The sequence below is a fragment of the Ruegeria sp. BHSA191 genome, assembly GCF_059613325.1.
In genome coordinates, this window is sequence record NZ_JBXWSH010000001.1 from 41,409 (window position 1) to 59,604 (window position 18,196).

16 protein-coding genes and 1 tRNA gene are annotated in these 18,196 nt (G+C 62.7%); 6 read left to right on the forward strand and 11 right to left on the reverse strand.

Going from position 1 to position 18,196, the window contains the following annotated elements; genetic code table 11:
* Positions 1-17: 17 nt before the first annotated feature.
* Entirely contained in the window at positions 18-1,082 is a 1,065-nt protein-coding gene (gene recA, locus AC2FNS_RS00225; protein ID WP_496678314.1) for a recombinase RecA, read from the reverse strand.
* A gap of 304 nt (positions 1,083-1,386) precedes the next feature.
* Between recA and AC2FNS_RS00230 the strand changes: the two genes are divergently transcribed.
* On the forward strand, positions 1,387-1,980 hold the full coding sequence (locus AC2FNS_RS00230; protein ID WP_496712054.1) for a gamma-glutamyl kinase: 594 nt from the start codon (positions 1,387-1,389) through the stop codon (positions 1,978-1,980).
* A 1-nt stretch (position 1,981) separates the two neighbouring features.
* On the opposite strand, the gene AC2FNS_RS00235 is transcribed toward AC2FNS_RS00230, so the two are convergent.
* The 3 genes from AC2FNS_RS00235 to guaB form a co-directional block, all read right to left on the reverse strand.
* The gene (locus AC2FNS_RS00235) at positions 1,982-4,273 is read right to left on the reverse strand and encodes a hybrid sensor histidine kinase/response regulator (protein WP_496803740.1); all 2,292 of its coding nucleotides are present in this window, start codon (positions 4,271-4,273) and stop codon (positions 1,982-1,984) included.
* A 112-nt stretch (positions 4,274-4,385) separates the two neighbouring features.
* Positions 4,386-5,543 (reverse strand): RsmB/NOP family class I SAM-dependent RNA methyltransferase, encoded by a 1,158-nt coding sequence (locus AC2FNS_RS00240; protein ID WP_496712052.1) that lies wholly within the window; start codon positions 5,541-5,543, stop codon positions 4,386-4,388.
* Between the two features lie 33 nt (positions 5,544-5,576).
* Positions 5,577-7,025: an IMP dehydrogenase gene (gene guaB, locus AC2FNS_RS00245; protein WP_496678306.1), complete on the reverse strand. Its 1,449-nt coding sequence runs from the start codon at positions 7,023-7,025 to the stop codon at positions 5,577-5,579.
* Between the two features lie 217 nt (positions 7,026-7,242).
* On the opposite strand from guaB, the gene AC2FNS_RS00250 reads away from it, so the two are divergent.
* From AC2FNS_RS00250 to AC2FNS_RS00265, 4 genes are all read left to right on the forward strand, one after another.
* On the forward strand, positions 7,243-9,285 hold the full coding sequence (locus AC2FNS_RS00250) for an ASKHA domain-containing protein (RefSeq protein WP_496797472.1): 2,043 nt from the start codon (positions 7,243-7,245) through the stop codon (positions 9,283-9,285).
* A 24-nt stretch (positions 9,286-9,309) separates the two neighbouring features.
* Positions 9,310-10,167, forward strand: a complete 858-nt coding sequence (locus tag AC2FNS_RS00255) for a class I SAM-dependent methyltransferase (RefSeq protein ID WP_496797473.1) — start codon at positions 9,310-9,312, stop codon at positions 10,165-10,167.
* 109 nt (positions 10,168-10,276) lie between these two features.
* Positions 10,277-11,680 (forward strand): sensor histidine kinase, encoded by a 1,404-nt coding sequence (locus AC2FNS_RS00260; protein WP_496803741.1) that lies wholly within the window; start codon positions 10,277-10,279, stop codon positions 11,678-11,680.
* On the forward strand, positions 11,677-12,318 hold the full coding sequence (locus AC2FNS_RS00265) for a response regulator (RefSeq protein WP_496712045.1): 642 nt from the start codon (positions 11,677-11,679) through the stop codon (positions 12,316-12,318). The genes AC2FNS_RS00260 and AC2FNS_RS00265 overlap by 4 nt, the downstream gene beginning before the upstream one ends.
* 63 nt (positions 12,319-12,381) lie before the next feature.
* Here the strand turns inward: AC2FNS_RS00265 and AC2FNS_RS00270 are convergent, their stop codons facing one another.
* The 3 genes from AC2FNS_RS00270 to AC2FNS_RS00280 form a co-directional block, all read right to left on the reverse strand.
* Entirely contained in the window at positions 12,382-13,143 is a 762-nt protein-coding gene (locus tag AC2FNS_RS00270; RefSeq protein ID WP_496797475.1) for a hypothetical protein, read from the reverse strand.
* 170 nt (positions 13,144-13,313) lie between these two features.
* Positions 13,314-14,207: a c-type cytochrome gene (locus tag AC2FNS_RS00275; RefSeq protein WP_496712042.1), complete on the reverse strand. Its 894-nt coding sequence runs from the start codon at positions 14,205-14,207 to the stop codon at positions 13,314-13,316.
* Between the two features lie 7 nt (positions 14,208-14,214).
* Positions 14,215-14,682 (reverse strand): c-type cytochrome, encoded by a 468-nt coding sequence (locus AC2FNS_RS00280; RefSeq protein ID WP_496712040.1) that lies wholly within the window; start codon positions 14,680-14,682, stop codon positions 14,215-14,217.
* Positions 14,683-14,768: 86 nt separating this feature from the next.
* On the opposite strand from AC2FNS_RS00280, the gene AC2FNS_RS00285 reads away from it, so the two are divergent.
* Positions 14,769-15,623 (forward strand): LysR family transcriptional regulator, encoded by an 855-nt coding sequence (locus tag AC2FNS_RS00285; RefSeq protein WP_496712039.1) that lies wholly within the window; start codon positions 14,769-14,771, stop codon positions 15,621-15,623.
* Positions 15,624-15,664: 41 nt separating this feature from the next.
* On the opposite strand, the gene AC2FNS_RS00290 is transcribed toward AC2FNS_RS00285, so the two are convergent.
* From AC2FNS_RS00290 to AC2FNS_RS00305, 4 genes are all read right to left on the reverse strand, one after another.
* Positions 15,665-15,738: transfer RNA gene (locus AC2FNS_RS00290), tRNA-Gly, on the reverse strand.
* 124 nt (positions 15,739-15,862) lie between these two features.
* Positions 15,863-16,927: a methyltetrahydrofolate cobalamin methyltransferase gene (locus AC2FNS_RS00295; protein WP_496712037.1), complete on the reverse strand. Its 1,065-nt coding sequence runs from the start codon at positions 16,925-16,927 to the stop codon at positions 15,863-15,865.
* Between the two features lie 9 nt (positions 16,928-16,936).
* Entirely contained in the window at positions 16,937-17,863 is a 927-nt protein-coding gene (locus AC2FNS_RS00300) for a methylenetetrahydrofolate reductase (RefSeq protein ID WP_496712035.1), read from the reverse strand.
* A gap of 26 nt (positions 17,864-17,889) precedes the next feature.
* Entirely contained in the window at positions 17,890-18,186 is a 297-nt protein-coding gene (locus AC2FNS_RS00305) for a virulence factor (protein WP_490360414.1), read from the reverse strand.
* Positions 18,187-18,196 lie beyond the last annotated feature (10 nt).

Genomic DNA, 18,196 nt, shown 5'->3' on the forward strand with positions numbered 1-18,196 from the left:
GTCTTTGACCCGGTCGATCACGCTTCGAGGATGTCGTCCTCGTCCGCCCCGGGCGGCATGTCGAACTCCAGCCCGTGCGCGGCACGGATCTTGTCTTCGATCTCCAGCGCGATCCGACTGTTCTCGCGCAAATACTGCTTGGCGTTTTCCCGCCCCTGCCCGATCCGTTCGTCGCCATAGCTGAACCACGAACCCGATTTCTCGACCACGCCGGCCTTGACGCCCAGGTCCAGCAATTCGCCCATCTTGCTGATGCCTTCGCCATACATGATGTCGAATTCCACCTGCTTGAACGGCGGCGCCACCTTGTTCTTGACCACTTTCACGCGGGTCTGATTGCCGACCACCTCGTCGCGGTCCTTGATCGCGCCGATGCGGCGGATATCCAGGCGGACTGAGCTGTAGAATTTCAGGGCGTTGCCGCCGGTCGTCGTTTCCGGGCTGCCGAACATGACGCCGATCTTCATGCGGATCTGGTTGATGAAGATCACCATGCAGTTGCTGCGGGCGATCGAGCCGGTCAGCTTGCGCATTGCCTGGCTCATCAACCGGGCCTGCACGCCCACATTGCTATCGCCCATGTCGCCTTCCAACTCGGATTTCGGCGTCAGCGCGGCCACCGAGTCCACAACGACCATGTTAACCGCCCCGGACCGCACCAGCGTATCGGTGATTTCCAGCGCCTGTTCACCCGTATCGGGCTGCGAGATCAGAAGCTCGTCCAGATCCACCCCCAGCTTGCGGGCGTATTGCGGGTCCAGCGCATGTTCCGCATCGACGAATGCACACACACCACCGCGTTTCTGCTGTTCTGCGATGCAGTGCAGGGTAAGGGTCGTCTTGCCCGAGCTTTCCGGGCCGTAAATTTCGACGATCCGACCCATCGGCAAGCCGCCGATGCCCAGGGCGATGTCCAACCCCAGAGAGCCGGTCGAACTGGCCTCGATCTCCTGTCGGGCGCCGTCGCCCAGTTTCATGATCGACCCCTTGCCGAACTGCCGCTCGATCTGGGCCAGCGCGCTGTCGAGCGCCTTTTGCTTGTCCGCGTTTTTCTTGTCGCTCATCGTCAGAAGATCCGCCATTGTCCTGTCGCCTTCCCTTTTGTCACACCCGAAACCGGGCGGCAATCGCTGCTTTGTTCGCCTCTTGTTCCTTATGAGATCAAAAAGTGAACATTTCAACCAAAACTTTCAGGATTTACTTTCAACAAAAGATGTTAACGAGACGTTTACTTGAGGCTTGGGTCGCGGCATGATCGCGCAAATCGCTGAAAAATAGCGCTTTTTTCAGCAATTCGCGCTGCGAATCCGGCCGCATCATTGACCTTGCGGACAAGCCCGGCCAAACATTGTCCCATAAACAGGTTTAGCGTCGGGCAGTAGTTTCATGCTGATATTCTTCAAAGAACGACTGGCTTTGCTGTCCGTCCCCAAGACCGGCAGCACCGCGTATTTCAAATCGCTGCGTGATCGGGCCGATATCGTGGTGTCCGGCCCTCCCGATCTTAAACACGCGCCGGTGCGCCGGTTCGACCGGTTCTTTCAGAACATTTTCTTGAAGATGTACGATACCGAAATCGAGGTCATGGCCGTTGTCCGCGAGCCTCTGGATTGGCTGGGCAGTTGGTACAGGTACCGATCGCGGCCTGAATTGCAGGGTCACGAAAAGGCGACACATGACCTCAGCTTCGACGCCTTCGTTCAAGGCTACTTGCGCACACCGCGCCCAGCCTTTGCCGACGTGGGCAGCCAATCCGAATTTTTCAGAACGCGCAGCAATGGCCGCGGTGCGACCCATATTTTTCGCTATGACAACCAGCAAGCAATCCTCGAATTCCTGCAGGACCGTTTGAAAACCGAAATCAACCTGACCCAGGAAAACGTGTCGCCAAAACGCCAGATGGACATCGCGCCGGAGACCGAGCGACGGTTTCGCAAGATCCACGCGGCCGAGTTCGACCTGTACGGTCGGGCCAGATGACTCAGCTCAGATGCTGCTGCACCGATTCGGCCAGTTGCGTCAGCGAAAACGGCTTGGGCAGGAAACTTGCGTTGGGCATTTCCGGACCGGACTCGCCAAAGGCGCCCTCGGTGTATCCCGACATGAACACCACCCGCACGTCCGGCCTGTCGATGCGCGCCTTGGAGACCCAGGTCGGGCCGTCCATACCCGGCATGACCACATCGGTCACAAAGACATCGACATGCAGATCCGGGTCTTCAAGGAGTTTCAGCGCTTCCTCGGCGGAACCGGCTTCGAGCACAGTATAGCCCTTCAGACGCAAGGCGCGGGTCGCAAAGGCCCTGACCGGCGCCTCGTCTTCGACCAGCAGAACCACGCCCTCGCCGGTATGGTTGGCGCCCTGTTCCTCGGCCTTGTGTTCCGGCGGCTTTTCGGTTTCGGCCGTACTGCACACCGGCAGCAGTACGTTGAATTCAGAGCCGCGGCCTTCGACGCTGTCCACGAAGATGAACCCGCCGGTCTGCTTGACGATCCCGTAAACCGTTGACAACCCCAGCCCGGTGCCTTCGCCGGTGCGCTTCGTGGTGAAGAACGGCTCGAACACCTTGTCCAGCTTGTCCCCCGGTATACCGATTCCGCTGTCGATGACCTTGACCGAAACATATTCGCCGGGCGCGACGGTTGCCCGGTCACGTCTGAATTCTTCGGTCAACACGACGACTTCGGTCTCGATGCGGATATCGCCCCCCTCTGGCATAGCGTCACGCGCGTTGACTACGAGGTTCATCAACACCTGTTCCAACTGACGCTTGTCCGCCCGCACGGGCTTCAACACCGGGTCGTGGCTGAGGACCAGCCGGATCTTCTCGCCCACCAGTCGGTTCAGAAGGTGGATCAGGTCGGAAATGGTGTCGCGCAGGTCCAGGACTTCGGGCCGCAACGTCTGTTTGCGGGAAAACGCCAGCAACTGCCCCACAAGGGCGGCCGCGCGGTTGGCGTTCTGGTTGATTTGCACCAGGTCCGCATAGTCAGGATCACTCGCCTCGTGCCGCAGCAGCAGCAGATCGCAGTGACCTGAAATCGCGGTCAGCAGGTTGTTGAAGTCATGCGCGACGCCGCCGGCCAACTGCCCGACGGCCTGCATCTTCTGGCCCTGAACGAACTGTGCTTCCAACGTCTTCAATTCCGTCGCATCATGCAGTACGGCCAGCAGACCGACCTCACCATCATTAACGACCCGGGACAGGGTGACCTGAACATAGATGTCCTTGTCCTTCCGACTCAGCCGCAGAAACTCGGAACATGGGGGGGCCTCGCGCTGAGCCACATCCGTTAACAATGCGGATACCGGGCGGTTCAATCCCTGCATGATCTCACCGATGTTGGTCTGGCCGACAGGAAAGTCACCCAACAGTTTAGCAGCAAGGTGATTGGCCTCGATGACATCTCCGGTCAGCGACAACCGCAACAGCGGCACAGGCAAGTCGTCCACCGCCGGCGCCCATTGGGTCGGTTTGGTGTCGTCGATCTCGATCAACGCAAGGTCTCGGCCCGAGTTCGTCCTCTTCAGTTCGGTGACACAGATGCGGCGCACTGCATCGTTTCCTTCGATGCGAACCATGCCAGCGACCTTCGAAGTCCTGGCTGAAAGGATCTGTTGCAGCGCATCGGGGGCCCGGCTCAGCAGTTCTTGCGCATGCGGATTTGCCGCAAGCACACTGTCCTTGTGCCCCAAAGTGACCACCGGAACCGACACATGCGACCACAGCTGGCGTCCCGATGCCTTGATTCGCCACAAGAACAGGCCGTTGCCGAGATCGACGGTCAGGACCGGAATGCTGGCGCCCTTGCTCACGATGTCTTCGGCCGCCCGGCCATGGGCCACGGCCCGAGAATGCATGCGCAGCAAAATGGGCGACGGGTTGGCGAAGACGGACCGCAGACACCGATCCAGCCGGACGCCAGGACCGGCGTTGAACCGGCTTCGGGCCGCTGAATTGGCGATGACAATGGTCCCGTCGGAATCGGAGATAAAGCCAGGCGCGGGTTCCTTTTCCAGAAAGGCAGCCAGTATCGCCCTGACCTTGCTGTTCGCGCGTTCCTCAAGCAAGCCACGAAGCGACACGAAGAAAAATACCGCCAGAAAGGACCCGCCGACCGCCAGAATGCCGGGCGTCCATTCATCAGGGATTGTCGACAGCATCGGCAGCATGCATACGCCCACGGCCGCCCCCAGCAAAGACAGCATCCGCGACCAACTGGGCAATGATCTGTCGTTCAGCCTGGGTACCGCCCCAACCGTCTGAGTCATAAAATAGCCTGTTTCAATTCGCCCCGTGTGCAGTCGGGCACACGGATGGTAAATATAAAGTTAACGCAAGCCTCGGCGCTAACTTCTACCTTGAGTTGTTTTCAGCCCTTGGCTATCTCGTCAAGTGAGCAGTGAAGAACCCATCGGTTCCGTGTGCAACCTGCCACAATTTTCGGAACCCGCACGTCCAGTCTGGGTGTTCCGCCAGAAACCGGTCGACGCGCCGGTCATTCTCGACATCCAGCAGCGAACAGGTGGCATAGGCCAGCACACCCTGTCCGGTGACCAACGGCGCCACCTGGTTAAGAATACTGTCCTGAATGCTGGACAGCTCGGTCAGCCGGTCCGGTGTCAAGGCCCATTTGCCGGCGGGCGCGCGGCGCCAGGACCCGCTGCCCGAACAAGGCGCGTCCACCAGCACCAGGTCGAAAGGCCCGTGTCGTGCGACCTCATGTGATGCCAGTGGTGTCACGCTTACCCCGGCCCTGCCCGCCCGCACCGGCAAATCCCGCATCCGGGCCGGGTTTGCGTCATGGGCAAAGACCTTTACATCCGTGTGGGCAGCCATCGCCAGGGCCTTGCCGCCGCCGCCTGCACAGAAATCCAGAACCCGCATGCCGGGCTTTGGGTCCAACTCGGCAACCACCGCCTGGCTGGCCGCGTCCTGAAGTTCGACTAGCCCGCGCGCATAGGCCTGGCCGTTCGATACACGACGCGCACCCGAGACGACTTCGAGCGCGGTTGCGCAGGCTGGATGCGGGACCACCTCGACACCATCGGACAGCAGCGTCGAGACGGCGGTTTCCACATCTGCCCGGGCAAGATTCACCCTCAGATGGACCGGCGCCCGCCGCTGCAAGGCGACGGCGGTGGGGCGCGCCAGATCACCGAGGGACCGCTCGAAGATCGGCCACAGCCATTCGGGGATATCATGTTCCTCGGCCACGGTGGCAAAGGCGCGTCCGACCTCGTTGTCCTGCACCGGCGCCGGTGCGTGCCGATCCCCAGAGAAAAAATCGTCCGGCTCTTCGCCCGCGGCGCGCAGCGCACCCAGCATCAACCCACGCCCGGTCATCGCTCCGCCGCGCGCCGCGTAGGACCGCATGCACCGGACTGCATCGAACACGTGGTCGCGGATGGCCGCGCGATCCTTGGACCCGGCGAAGCGGCTGCGCCGCGCCCAGCCGGTCAAAGCCTTTTCGACGGGCGCACCCGATAGGATGTCGTCAAGGATTTCGATGGCGGCCTGAACCCGCGCGGCTGGTGTCATCTGCTGATCCGTTCGGGCAACCCGTTGGCGCCTTTACATGATGCGGTAGTTGGGGCTTTCGCGGGTGATCTGCACGTCATGCACATGGCTTTCCTTCAGGCCCGCGCCGGTGATCTTGACGAACTGACAGTTGCGCCGCATCTCTTCGATCGTGGCACATCCGGTATAGCCCATGGCCGCACGCAGGCCGCCAACCAACTGGTGCACGACGGCGCTGGCCGAGCCTTTGTAGGGCACCTGCCCCTCGATCCCTTCGGGCACCAGCTTGTCATTCGCGGCGTCCTTTTGGAAATAGCGATCAGCCGAGCCGCGCGCCATCGCGCCCAGGCTGCCCATGCCGCGATAGGACTTGAACGAACGGCCCTGATACAGGATCACCTCGCCCGGGCTTTCGTCGGTGCCCGCGATCATCGAGCCCACCATGGCGCATGACGCCCCCGCCGCGATGGCCTTGGCGAAATCGCCCGAGAACTTGATACCACCATCGGCGATGACCGGAACGTCTCCGGCGGCCGCTGCGCAATCCATGATCGCGGTCAGTTGCGGCACGCCGACACCGGCGACCATGCGCGTGGTGCAGATCGAGCCTGGCCCGATCCCGACCTTTACCGCATCGGCACCGGCGTCGATCAGCGCCTTGGTCGCGTCTGCGGTGGCGACGTTGCCTGCGATGATCTGCACTTCGTTCGACAGGGCCTTGATCCGCTTCACCGCGTCCAGCACCCCTTGGGAATGGCCGTGCGCAGTATCGACCACGATGATGTCGACACCCGCATCCACCAACCGCTCGGACCGTTCGAAACCGGCATCTCCAACCGACGTGGCCGCCGCGACGCGCAGCCGGCCCAGATCGTCTTTGCAGGCCGTTGGATTCAGCACCGCTTGCTCGGTATCCTTCAGCGTCAGCAGTCCGGTCAGCTTGCCGTTGGCGTCCACAACCAGCAGCTTTTCGATCCGGCGGGCCTTCATCAGGCTGATGGCTTCTTCCCGGTCGGCCGGTTCTTGCAGCATGGCCAGGTTGTCCGAGGTCATCATCGCGCGGATTGGCTGGTCGTCCGAGGTGGCAAAGCGCATGTCGCGATTGGTTACGATGCCGACGACGCGGCCTTCGTCATCCACCACCGGGAACCCGGTGAAGTTGTAGCGCTCGACCAAGGCCTTGGCATCGGCCAGCGTCTGATTGGCGCGCAGGGTGACGGGATTGTAGACAATGCCGGATTCGAAACGCTTGACCCGGCGCACCTCGCGGGCCTGTTCTTCGACCGTCAAGTTTTTGTGGATCACCCCGATGCCGCCGGCCTGTGCCATCGCGATGGCCATGCGCGCCTCGGTCACAGTGTCCATGGCCGAGCTGAGCAGCGGTATGTTCATGGTGATCGCGCGCGTCACGCGCGTGGACGTGTCTGCCGTTGCCGGCAGCACCGACGAGGCCGCCGGAACCAAAAGAACGTCATCAAAGGTGAGTGCCTCACGAATCTGCATCTGCTAACCCCATGCAAAACCCCGTTTGGCGGTGACCCTATTGCATGGTTTCGACCAAAGGAAAAGCCCCTGCCCCAACTTGTTCGCCCACAAACCGCCGCGATGGCGCGGAAAACGACGCAAGCCGCGCAAAACCTGCCGCGGATTGGCCTTTCCCTTTGCCGCGAAACCCATATCTTGCCGCCATACGCGCGAATATCGAAAAGGCAGGCCATCCATGACCACCGATCCCCTTGTCGTCTTTACCCCTTCGGGCAAACGCGGACATTTTCCCGTTGGCACTCCGATCCTGACGGCGGCCCGGCAGCTAGGGGTCGATCTGGATTCGGTCTGCGGCGGGCGCGGGATCTGCTCGAAATGCCAGATCACACCCAGCTATGGCGAGTTTCCCAAACACGGCGTCACGGTCCGCGAAGACGCGCTGAGCGAATGGAACGCGGTCGAGCAGCGCTATGACGACAAGCGCGGGCTGAAACCGGGCCGGCGGTTGGGATGTCAGGCCACCGTTCAGGGCGACGTGGTGATCGACGTCCCGCCCGAAAGCCAGGTTCACCGCCAGGTGGTGCGCAAGGCCGCCGCCGCGCGCGCCATCACCATGGACCCGGCCACGCGCCTTTATTTCGTGGTGGTCGAAGAACCCGACATGCACTCGCCCACCGGCGATCTGGAACGGCTGGAGCGTGCCCTGCGCGAGCAGTGGCAGATCGACGCCGTCACCGCCGACCTGTCGCTTCTGTCCAAACTGCAGCCGACCCTGCGCAAGGGCAAGTGGGAGGTTACGGTTGCCTTGCACAAGGGGCACAAGGACAGCGTGGCGCGCATCGTCGAAATCTGGCCCGGCCTGCACGAAAACGGGCTGTACGGGCTGGCCATCGACCTCGGCTCGACCACCATCGCCGCGCATCTGACCGATCTGGAAACCGGCGAGGTCAAGGCCTCCTCCGGCCTGATGAACCCGCAAATCCGGTTCGGCGAGGACCTCATGAGCCGCGTCTCTTATGCCATGATGAACCCTGGCGGTGATCAGGAAATGACCCGGGCCGTGCGCGAGGCGATCAACGATCTGGTCACCTCGATCGCCGACGAGGCCGGGATCGACCCGGCCCTGATCGTGGAAACGGTATTCGTCTGCAACCCGGTCATGCACCACCTGCTGCTGGGTCTGGACCCAGTCGAGCTGGGCCAGGCGCCCTTCGCGCTGGCCACATCCGAAAGCGTCTCGCTGCCCGCGCGCGAGATGGATCTGATCACGATGAACCCGCGCGCGCAGGTCTACATCCTGCCCTGCATCGCGGGCCATGTGGGGGCCGACTGCGCCGCCGTAGCGCTGAGCGAAGAGCCGGGCAAGTCGCAGGACCTGGTGTTGATCGTGGACGTCGGCACCAATGCCGAGATCCTGCTAGGCAACACGACCCGCGTGCTGGCATGTTCCTCGCCCACCGGACCGGCGTTCGAGGGCGCGCAGATCAGTTCGGGCCAGCGCGCCGCGCCCGGCGCGATCGAGCGCATTCAGATCGACCCGGTGACCAAGGAACCCCGGTTCCGCGTGATCGGCTCGGACAAGTGGTCGGACGAAGACGGGTTCGAGACGGACATCGCCACCACCGGCATCACCGGCATCTGCGGGTCGGGCATCATCGAGGCGGTGGCCGAAATGCGCTTGGCCGGCCTGCTGGACGAGAGCGGCCTGATCGGCTCGGCCGAACAGACCGGCTCCAGCCGCTGCATCCCCGAGGGCCGCACTCATTCCTATCTGATTCATGATGCCAGCGCCGAAGGTGGCCCACGCATCACCGTGACCCAAGGCGACATCCGCGCGATCCAGCTGGCGAAATCCGCGCTCTATGCCGGGGCGCGGCTGCTGATGGACGAGATGGGCGTGGACAAGGTGGATCGCGTGGTGCTGGCCGGGGCGTTCGGCGCCCATATCTCGACCAAACATGCGATGGTTCTAGGCATGATCCCCGACGCGCCGCTGGACAAGGTCTCGAGCGCGGGCAACGCCGCCGGTACCGGCGCGCGCATCGCGCTGTGCAACATCGCCGCCCGGGCCGAGATCGAGCGCGTGGTGCGCGAGATCACCAAGGTCGAAACCGCGATCGAGCCGAAATTCCAAGAGCATTTCGTCGCCGCCAACGCGATCCCGCACAAGACCGACCCCTTTCCGGAACTGTCAAGGGTCGTCAGCCTGCCCGCCCCATCCTTCAACACCGGGGGCGATGCGGAAAAAACTGGCCGCCGTCGCCGCAGAAAGGCATAGTCGAGCGAAACGCGGAGGGCGTCCTTGCAACTGGCGAATGAAGACCAAGCTGAATACTGGGGAAACTCGGCGTCAGGCACCAAGTGGTTGACCTTCGAGGACAAACTGGACCATATGCTGGCCCCGGTTCTGGACCTGGTTCTGGAGCGCGCAGACCTGACGTCCGGCCTGCGGGTGCTGGACATCGGCTGTGGCACAGGTGCCAGCACGGTCGCGGCTGCGCGCGCAGTCGGGCCCCAGGGGCACGTTCTGGGTGCCGATATCTCGGGCCCGTTTCTTGACCGAGCCGCACTGCGTGCCGACGCGGCCGGCCTGCCCAACACCGCGTTTCAACTGGCCGATGCCCAAGTCGCACCGTTCGAGCCGGAATCCCGCGACGTGGCTATTTCGCGTTTTGGGGTGATGTTCTTCGACGATCCTGTCGCCGCTTTTGCCAATATCGCAAGGGCACTGGTTCCGGGTGGACGGATGATCTTTGCCGCCTGGGGGCCGCTGTCCGACAACCCATGGTTTCGGGTGCCGCATGTGGCCGCCACGGCGCATTTGGGCCACCCACCCAAATACGGACGCCACGCGCCCGGCCCGCTGGCCTTTCAGGACATCGACCGCGTCACCCGCCTGATGACCCAGGCCGGACTGCGCGATGTTTCCGGCGAACCTGTGACCCTGCGCCTGCCCGGCCTGAACAGCGTCGAGGAAACGGCCAGCCTGTGTACCCGCGTGGGGCCTGCCACGCGAGTCATCGCGCATTTCGACGGGTCCGAGGACGACGCCCGCATCATCCAGCGCGCAGTTAAAAGCGAATTTGAACGCTTCGTCGTCGATGGTAATCCCGGGCTGCCCGCGGTCATCAACCTGTTTCAGGCCCGCCGCGCCGCCTAAGGCGGCCCCTGGCCGTTGCACCCATTGCGGCCAATGCCGCATCCTGGGCGACCTTTTCCGACCAAGGTCCGTGGCAAAGGGCGATCGGCCGGGCAATAGTGGGGGCAGCATGAAACTACCAAAGCCCGATCTCAGTTCAGGAAATTGGTCCCTGTCCCGCGCCTATCTTGCGGCCAGCGTCGTGGTTATGGGGACCGGCGCTATCGTAATCGGCGGCTGGGTCACGGGCCGGATCGAAGATGCGGTCGTACAGAACTCTGCCAATTCCGCAGCCCTCTACATGGAAAGCATCCTGTCGCCGCTCAGCCAGGAACTAGCCCACGGCGACAACCTTTCGGACCCGGCAGCGCGGGCCGTGTCCGAGCTGTTCGATCAGCAATCGATGCAAGAGCGGATCGTCTCGTACAAGATCTGGAAAAATGACGGGCTGATCGCCCATGCGTCAGACCCCGACATCATCGGACGCACGTTTCCCCCCACCGACGATCTGAAACGCGCCTGGTCGGGGCAGATCTCGGGTTCGTTCGAGGAACTGGACCGCGCCGAGAACCAGGCCGAAGCCGCGATGGGCATTCCGTTGCTGGAAGTCTACAGCCCCATCCGCGAGATCTGGTCCGGCGACATCATCGCCGTCGGCGAGTTCTATCAGCGCGCGGATCAGTTGCAGACCGACCTGATGCAGGCCAGACGCACCAGTTGGCTGGTGGTGGCCACGACCTTCGGGCTGAGCACGCTGATCCTATACCTGATCGTGGCGGTCGGCGACCGGACGATCCGCACCCAGTCCGACCTGTTGAAGACCCGTCTGGCCGACAGCCTGAAAATGTCGCAACAAAACGCCGACCTGCGCGCGCAGGTGATCGAGGCATCGGAGAGGTCCACCGCCCAAACCGACCGCTTTCTGCGCAAACTGGGCGCCGAACTGCATGACGGCCCGGCCCAGTATCTGGCGCTTGCGGCGTTGCGATTGGATTCAGCCTTCCCCCAGGACGGGTCCGGCAACAAGGTCGCCCACGAGGTTCACCAATCGATACAACGCGCGCTGACCGAGATCCGCGCCCTGTCCCGCGGGCTGGCGGCCCCCGACATCGAGGCGCTGGACCTTGAGGACGTGATCGTGCGCGCCGCCAGCGACCGGTCGGTTCCCGACGCGCCCGCCCCCGAGTTGTCGATCAGCGGCGACGTGATGCCCGCGTTGTCCTACGCCGAAAAGCTGTGCGTTTTCCGGTTCGTGCAGGAGGCCCTGTCGAATGCCGCCCGTCACGCACAAGGGGCGAAATGCACCGTTACCTGCGCTTCAAGCCCCGACGAGCTGTCGGTGGCGGTCGCGGATGATGGTCCGGGGTTCGATCCGTCAGATGCCATCAAGCTGGGTACCGAGGGCGGTCAGGGCCTGATGGGGCTGCGCGACCGGGTGGAAAGCATCGGAGGGCGTTTCGAGCTCAAAACCGCCCCCGGTGCGGGAACAACGATCAAAATGACTCTGTTTCACAGGCAAGCGAGGCCGAGATGACCACGACAATCGTATTGGCGGACGATCACCCGATTTTTCGGGACGGATTGCGCCGGACATTGGAAGATTCGGGTGAATTCAAGGTGCTGGCGGCCGGCGAGAGCGCCAATGAGGCCGTGCAACTGACCCGAGACCACAAGCCCGACCTCGTCATCCTGGACCTGTCCATGCCGGGCGGCGGAATCGCCGCCACGCGGCAGATCGCGGCCATGGAGGATCCACCGCGCATTGCCATTCTGACCGTCTCCGAGGACAGCAACGACGTCGCCGACGCGCTGGAGGCCGGGGCGACGGGTTACATCCTAAAGGGCGTCACGGCCAGCGCCTTGACCGGATCGCTGCGCAGCATCGCCGCCGGCGAAGGGGTCGTGTCCCCCGGGCTGGCCGCGCGGGTCCTGTTCTCGATCGGAAAGAGCAAGACCAAGGTCGCCGAACCTGACGGGCTGAGCGACCTGACGCATCGCGAAGAGGAAATCTTGCGTCGCGTGGCCAAAGGGCTGAGCAATCGCGAAATCGCCGAAGATCTGACGCTTCAAGAAAAGACCGTAAAGCATTATATGACAAGCATTCTGTCCAAGCTGCATGCCCGAAATCGGGTCGAGGCGGCACTGATCGCCCACGACGCCTGGAAAACCTGACGCCCAACTGAAAACGGCCCCCGGAAATTCCGGAGGCCGTACTTGGTTTGATCGACGGCTTGCTCAGTTCGTGATCGCGTTCAACCGCTGCATATCGGCCGAGGTTGCCGGGCGTTCGACCACTGTCCGGTTGTATGGATCCTTCAACTCGTACCGGCCGGCCTCGATTTCCTCTTTCCAGCCATTGGTATAGCGCACCTCGATATTGCTGCCCTGGCGTTCCACCTTGGCTGGCCGGCCACCGGCACTGTTGCCACCAGACGGCACGCTGTTGATGGTCACGCTGTCGGCCAGTGAACGCAGTCGTGTCAAGTCAGAGCCGGTCGCCGGTCGCTCCTCAACCGTACGGTTCTGCGCGTTCTTGCGTTCATAGCGCCCGTTCTCGATTTCTTCCTTGGTGCCGTCTGAATAGCGAATCTCGACGCCGCTGGCGCTGGTTTCAATCTTGGTCACGCGCACCGGGCCATTGCCCGATCCCGACGCGGCAGCGGATCCGCCGCGCTTGCTTTTGCCGCTGCGGGACTTGTCGTCGTCGTCATCATCGTCGTCGTCCCGGTCATCGTCGCGGTCATCATCCCGATCGTCGTCTCGGTCATCGTCGCGGTCATCATCCCGATCGTCGTCCCGGTCATCGTCGCGGTCGTCGTCACCATCCTTGCCTTTGCCGCTTTTTGCAAAAGCATAGGAGGGATCCACATGGAAACCGGAGTCAAAGTCAAAACTCAGCGAATAGGGGCTGGCGGCGAAGGCTGACGCCAGGGCTGCGGTGCTCAACAACCTTGCGATTTTCGTTTTCACTCTCATCTCGATATCCTTTCCTGTCAAAACGCCCTTCCTGACGCTATTGGGAAAAGGCTAACAGGCTGGGGACACGGCAACATCGGCCCATGGTCGGGCGAATTTTCGGCCCTTGGGACCCTGCCCCACAGGTCTTTCATCCGATCAGGATGCACACGTACCGGCTTGACGCCGAGACAACGCGATTTCGATGTCAATCAATCGCGCGATTGGGGGATGGCCTTGAGATAGCTGGCAATGGCCAGACGATCTGCGTCGCTCAGCTTCGCGGTATTCAGCACCACCTCGGCCATCTCGCCCCCGGCGCTGTCATAGTCCGGCGTGAACCCGGACCTCAGATACTCGGCAATATCCGCTTCGGACCAGTCCAGCTGATCGGGGTCCAGCCCCGGGATGCGCCCCTTTCCGCTGGGATTCGGGGCGCCCTGCAGCCATTTCGACAGGATCAACCCGCCCAGGGCATTGCGCGGGGTATGACATTCTCCGCAATGGCCCAGAGCCTCGACAAGGTAGCGGCCGCGCTGCTGCTGGCCGGACAGATCTCCGTCCATGATCCAGCCAGACCGCAGAAACAGCAGCTTCCACCCTCCCAAGGCCAGCCGCAGATTGAACGGAAAACCTACCTCGTGGGGTGCATTGGGCGTGGCGTCGGCTGGAAGGCTCATCAGGAAGGCATGCAACGAGACGACATCCTGCGGCGCCATCCTGACGTAGGACGCATAGGGGAAGGCTGGGTAATAATGCTGTCGGTCCGGGCTGCTGCCATGCCATAGCGCGCTTGCCAGATCGACGGGCGTCCAATCGCCGATCCCGTGAACCGGATCACTGGATATGTTGGGCGCGACGAAGGTACCGAACGGCGTCGAAAACCTGCGCCCACCGGACAAAACCAGGCGGGTATCGCCCTCGGCCCCGGGTGCCGAATGGCAGGCCGCGCAGCCGGCGGCATGAAACGCCTGTTCACCCTGCGAAATGTCGGGAGCCAGACCGCTCAACCTCGCCGGATCAGCCAAACGCGGGCGGGTCACGAATAGTCCCGCGCCCACGATCACGGCCGCGCAGGCGGCGGCCGTGAATCCCCATTTTCGCATTCCACCGTTACTCCTTGGGGGCGCGATAGGCCTTGTGGCACGCCGAACACGCCCCGCCCAGAGGCCCCATCGCGGCCTTCAGGGCATCAAGATCCTGCCCGGCGGCCGACTGCATGGCAACAGCGGCTTCGGCCAGGGCCTGCCCCTTGGCGCTGACATCAGGAAAATTCTGCCAGATCGCCGGCAAAGCACGCGAAGACGGATCGCCCGCATTGTCGGTTCCGGCCGGCCACATCGCCGACTGATCGACTTGGGTCAGCGTGGCCAGATTGTTCGCCGCAGCCGCCGCGAGCTTGGCATCGTATTCCGCCTCACCCTTGGCCATGGCGCCCAACTGACCGATGTTGAACGCATAAAGCGACATCAGAGACTGCCGCGCCTTAACTGCGGGGTTCTTCGCCTCTTGCGCCATGCTGGTACCTACGATCGCAACCGACAGAAGACCGGCCGCCGCAAAAGAAAGATATTTGGTCATAATTCTGCTCCCTTGTTGAACACACAAAGACTAGCTTGAATAATTTTTCTTGTAATTGTTTGATATTTTGCTGAGCCTGTTCATTTATGAACAAGACAAATTGGGATGACATCCGCTTCGTGCTGGCCGTCCGTCGCCATGGTTCATTGAACGCTGCCGCGACGGCCCTGAACGTTACGCATGCCACGGTCCTGCGCCGGGTCGCTGCGTTCGAGCAGCGCCACGGTTGCCATCTGTTCGGCAAAGCCACGTCCGGCTATGTACCCCGCCCCGAGGCACAGCAGATCTTCGCCGCAATGGAGGATGTCGAAAACGCGGTTCTGGCGCTGGATCGTACAATTGCAGGGGCCGACCGGTCCCCGGTCGGAAAAGTGCGGATCGCTTCGACGGACAGCCTGTGCCAGATCGTGCTGCCATGTATCTTGCGCCGAATCTCGGAACGGTTTCCGGGGCTTGAATTCACTTTGCTCAGCAACAATACGCATCACGACCTGACCCGCCTGACGGCGGACATTGTGGTGCGCCCGTCCCCCGGATTGGATGGCGGCCTGACCGGCCAGATGGCCGGTACACTGCGCTTTGCCGTCTATCACGATGGCACGCCCAGCCAGAAATGGCTGGCCCTGCAAGGCGCGCTGGGCAAGTCGATGCCCGCGCAGTGGATGGCGGACAACATCGCGCCCGCGGCCATCATCAGCGGTGCCGACAGCTTCTTGGTCCTGCGGCAGATGGCTGCCGAAGGAGCGGGCAGGACGTTCCTGCCGACCTTCGTCGGAGACGCTGACCCCAGACTAAAGCGCGACCCCGAAGTGCCCCCCGGGATGGCCGTGCCCCTTTGGGTCGCCATGCTGGAAGAGATTGCCCACACTCCCCGGTTCGCGCTGGTGCGTGACCAACTGCTGGCACGGCTTAGACCGCTGTTTGCAGCAGAGGACGCCTGACGCTCAAACGAGCGCAACACATTGCCAAAGCGGGAAAAATCTGGAGCGGGTAGCGGGAATCGAACCCGCGCGTTCAGCTTGGGAAGCTGACAGGCTACCATTACATCATACCCGCCGCAGGAGCTGAAATAGCACCGGATGCGCACCGGGATCAAGCGGCGATCTGCTGGAAAGACGCGTTATTGCCACAGAAAAAGGCCGGGCTGAACACCCGGCCCCGGAACAGCGTCAAACCCACATCAGGCCCGGCGGCGGCGGCCGCCACCCCGACGGCCACGCGCGCCCTCGCTTTCGGCGCCTGCGGCATCGGCCGGCTTGTTGAACTTGATCCATTCGCCGCCATGCGGGTCGTTGTTGGTCAGCAGGTTGGCGGCGCGGATGGCCTCCATTTCCTTGCCGGCGCGCGGCTTGGTCGAGCCCAGACCGAACATCTGAACGAAGGTTTCGTCGTCCATGCCCTCGGGCAGGATGATGCCCGCCGCCGCAACCTCGGCCCTTTTCTCAGCAATCTTCTTCTGCGTCACCGGCAGCGCCACCGGGTTCATGATGGCCGAGGTCATGCCCGCGCCCATCGCCATCGGCAGGAAGGCGTTGTTGATGCCGTGACGGTTCGGCAGACCGAACGAGATGTTGGACGCACCGCAGGTGGTGTTCACGCCCAGCTCTTCGCGCAGGCGGCGCACCAGGGCAAAGACCTGAAGCCCCGCAGTTGCCATCGCACCGATCGGCATCACCAGCGGGTCCACAACGATGTCGTGGGCCGGAATGCCATAGTCGGCGGCGCGCTGGACGATCTTCTTGGCAACCTCAAAGCGCACGTCGGGGTCTTCGGAAATGCCCGTATCGTCGTTCGAGATCGCAACGACCGGCACGTTGTATTTCTTGACCAGCGGCAGCACCAGTTCCAGGCGATCCTCTTCACCGGTGACCGAGTTCAGCAACGGGCGGCCTTCGGCAGCCTCGAGCCCGGCCTCCAACGCGCCCGGAACCGAACTGTCGATGCACAGCGGCACATCGACCAGACCCTGCACCAGTTCGACGATCTGTCTCATCAGCGGCGGTTCGGTCTCGTTCGGGTTGGGGTTCGAGTTGTAGACCACACCCGCGTTGATATCGAGCACGGTCGCCCCGGCCGCCACCTGCGCCAGCGCGTCCTGCTCGACGGTCGAGAAATCGCCCGCTTCCAGCTCGGCCGCCAGCTTCTTGCGGCCGGTGGGGTTGATCCGCTCGCCGATCACGCAGAACGGCTGATCGAAGCCGATGATCGCGGTTTTGGTCTTTGATTCTACGACTGTACGGGTCATGTCCGGTCCTTAAGCGTTTGCAGGCTTCGTCGAGGCGCCGCCGTTTTCGATGGCCCAGTTGGCATTGGTCTTGATGCCGCCAAGCGGGAAGAAGTGCACGTTGGTGATGTTGAAGTCGGGGTTGGCCGCCTTGTGTTCGGCCAGCGCGGTGATCACGTCGGTCGGCTCGTAGGGCAGCAGCAGCTTGGACACGTCCATGGCGCGCTTCTGCAGCACCTTCAGCGACGGGCCCACGCCGCAGGCGATCGCGAACTTGATCAGGGTCTGCAGCTTGGCCGGACCGGCGATGCCGATGTGGATCGGCAGGTCGATCCCGGCCGCCTTCAGGCCGTCGGCCCATGCGATGATCGGCTTGGCGTCAAAGGCAAACTGGGTGGCCAGCGCCATTTCGGCGTCGGTGGTTTCGCTGAATTTCTGCTTCCAGCGCAACGCCTCGTCCACGTTTTTGGTCGAGCCGTCCGGGTCGATATCCTTGTTGCCCTCGGGGTGACCTGCGACGTGCAGACGCTTGAAGCCCGCCTTGTCGAACAGTCCCGTCTCAAGCAACTGCATCGAGCTGTCGAACTCGCCATGCGGCTTGTCCACGCCCCCGGCCAGCAGCAGCGCCTGATCGACGCCGGCCTCGCCCTGATACATGGCGATCCAGTTCTCCAGCGTCGCCGCGTCCTTGATAATGCGGGCCGGGAAATGCGGCATGACCGGATAGCCCTCGGCCGAGATCCGCTTGGCGGTCTTGACCATGTCCTCGATCGGCGTGCCCTCGATATGGGCGATGTAGACGCGCGTGCCTTCGGGCAACAGATCGCGAAAATCTTCGACCTTCTCGGCGGTGCGCGGCATCACCTCGATCGAATACCCTTTCAGAAAGGCTTCGACGGCAGGGTTCACCGGGGCCTTTTCGGCCGCATCACGTTTTTTGAAGTTCAGCAAAGCCATCGCGGCCTCCCATAAAGATCTGGGGCTCATGCCCAACCGTCATTTCCGATCAGGGCCTTGAGGCGATCCTGATCGTATTCCGTTTCCAGGCGCAGCGCCTGGGCCTCGGCGATCTCGGCCGGGTCGCCCTCAACCTCGAACGGCTCGGCCTTGCGCCACTCGGCCAGGTAGGCGTCGCTGTCCTTGGCGTTCACCTTCATGGCGGCGCGGTCGATGGCCTGTTCGAACCGTTCCGACAATTGCCGCTTGGCCCCGCGCCGGCCCTTGCCGACGATGACCTGAGCGGGAATGTCGCGCCAGTATACGATGGTGACGTCAGGCATTGATCGTGAT

What these genes read in the sequence shown, in the direction of transcription:
- AC2FNS_RS00250 (WP_496797472.1), top strand. Translation starts at nt 7,243, where the DNA reads ATGACCACCGATCCCCTTGTCGTCTTTACCCCTTCGGGCAAACGCGGA.
- recA (WP_496678314.1), bottom strand. Translation starts at nt 1,082, where the DNA reads ATGGCGGATCTTCTGACGATGAGCGACAAGAAAAACGCGGACAAGCAA.
- AC2FNS_RS00230 (WP_496712054.1), top strand. Translation starts at nt 1,387, where the DNA reads ATGCTGATATTCTTCAAAGAACGACTGGCTTTGCTGTCCGTCCCCAAG.
- AC2FNS_RS00280 (WP_496712040.1), bottom strand. Translation starts at nt 14,682, where the DNA reads ATGACCAAATATCTTTCTTTTGCGGCGGCCGGTCTTCTGTCGGTTGCG.
- AC2FNS_RS00275 (WP_496712042.1), bottom strand. Translation starts at nt 14,207, where the DNA reads ATGCGAAAATGGGGATTCACGGCCGCCGCCTGCGCGGCCGTGATCGTG.
- AC2FNS_RS00265 (WP_496712045.1), top strand. Translation starts at nt 11,677, where the DNA reads ATGACCACGACAATCGTATTGGCGGACGATCACCCGATTTTTCGGGAC.
- AC2FNS_RS00300 (WP_496712035.1), bottom strand. Translation starts at nt 17,863, where the DNA reads ATGGCTTTGCTGAACTTCAAAAAACGTGATGCGGCCGAAAAGGCCCCG.
- AC2FNS_RS00260 (WP_496803741.1), top strand. Translation starts at nt 10,277, where the DNA reads ATGAAACTACCAAAGCCCGATCTCAGTTCAGGAAATTGGTCCCTGTCC.
- AC2FNS_RS00295 (WP_496712037.1), bottom strand. Translation starts at nt 16,927, where the DNA reads ATGACCCGTACAGTCGTAGAATCAAAGACCAAAACCGCGATCATCGGC.
- guaB (WP_496678306.1), bottom strand. Translation starts at nt 7,025, where the DNA reads ATGCAGATTCGTGAGGCACTCACCTTTGATGACGTTCTTTTGGTTCCG.
- AC2FNS_RS00305 (WP_490360414.1), bottom strand. Translation starts at nt 18,186, where the DNA reads ATGCCTGACGTCACCATCGTATACTGGCGCGACATTCCCGCTCAGGTC.
- AC2FNS_RS00235 (WP_496803740.1), bottom strand. Translation starts at nt 4,273, where the DNA reads ATGACTCAGACGGTTGGGGCGGTACCCAGGCTGAACGACAGATCATTG.
- AC2FNS_RS00240 (WP_496712052.1), bottom strand. Translation starts at nt 5,543, where the DNA reads ATGACACCAGCCGCGCGGGTTCAGGCCGCCATCGAAATCCTTGACGAC.
- AC2FNS_RS00285 (WP_496712039.1), top strand. Translation starts at nt 14,769, where the DNA reads ATGAACAAGACAAATTGGGATGACATCCGCTTCGTGCTGGCCGTCCGT.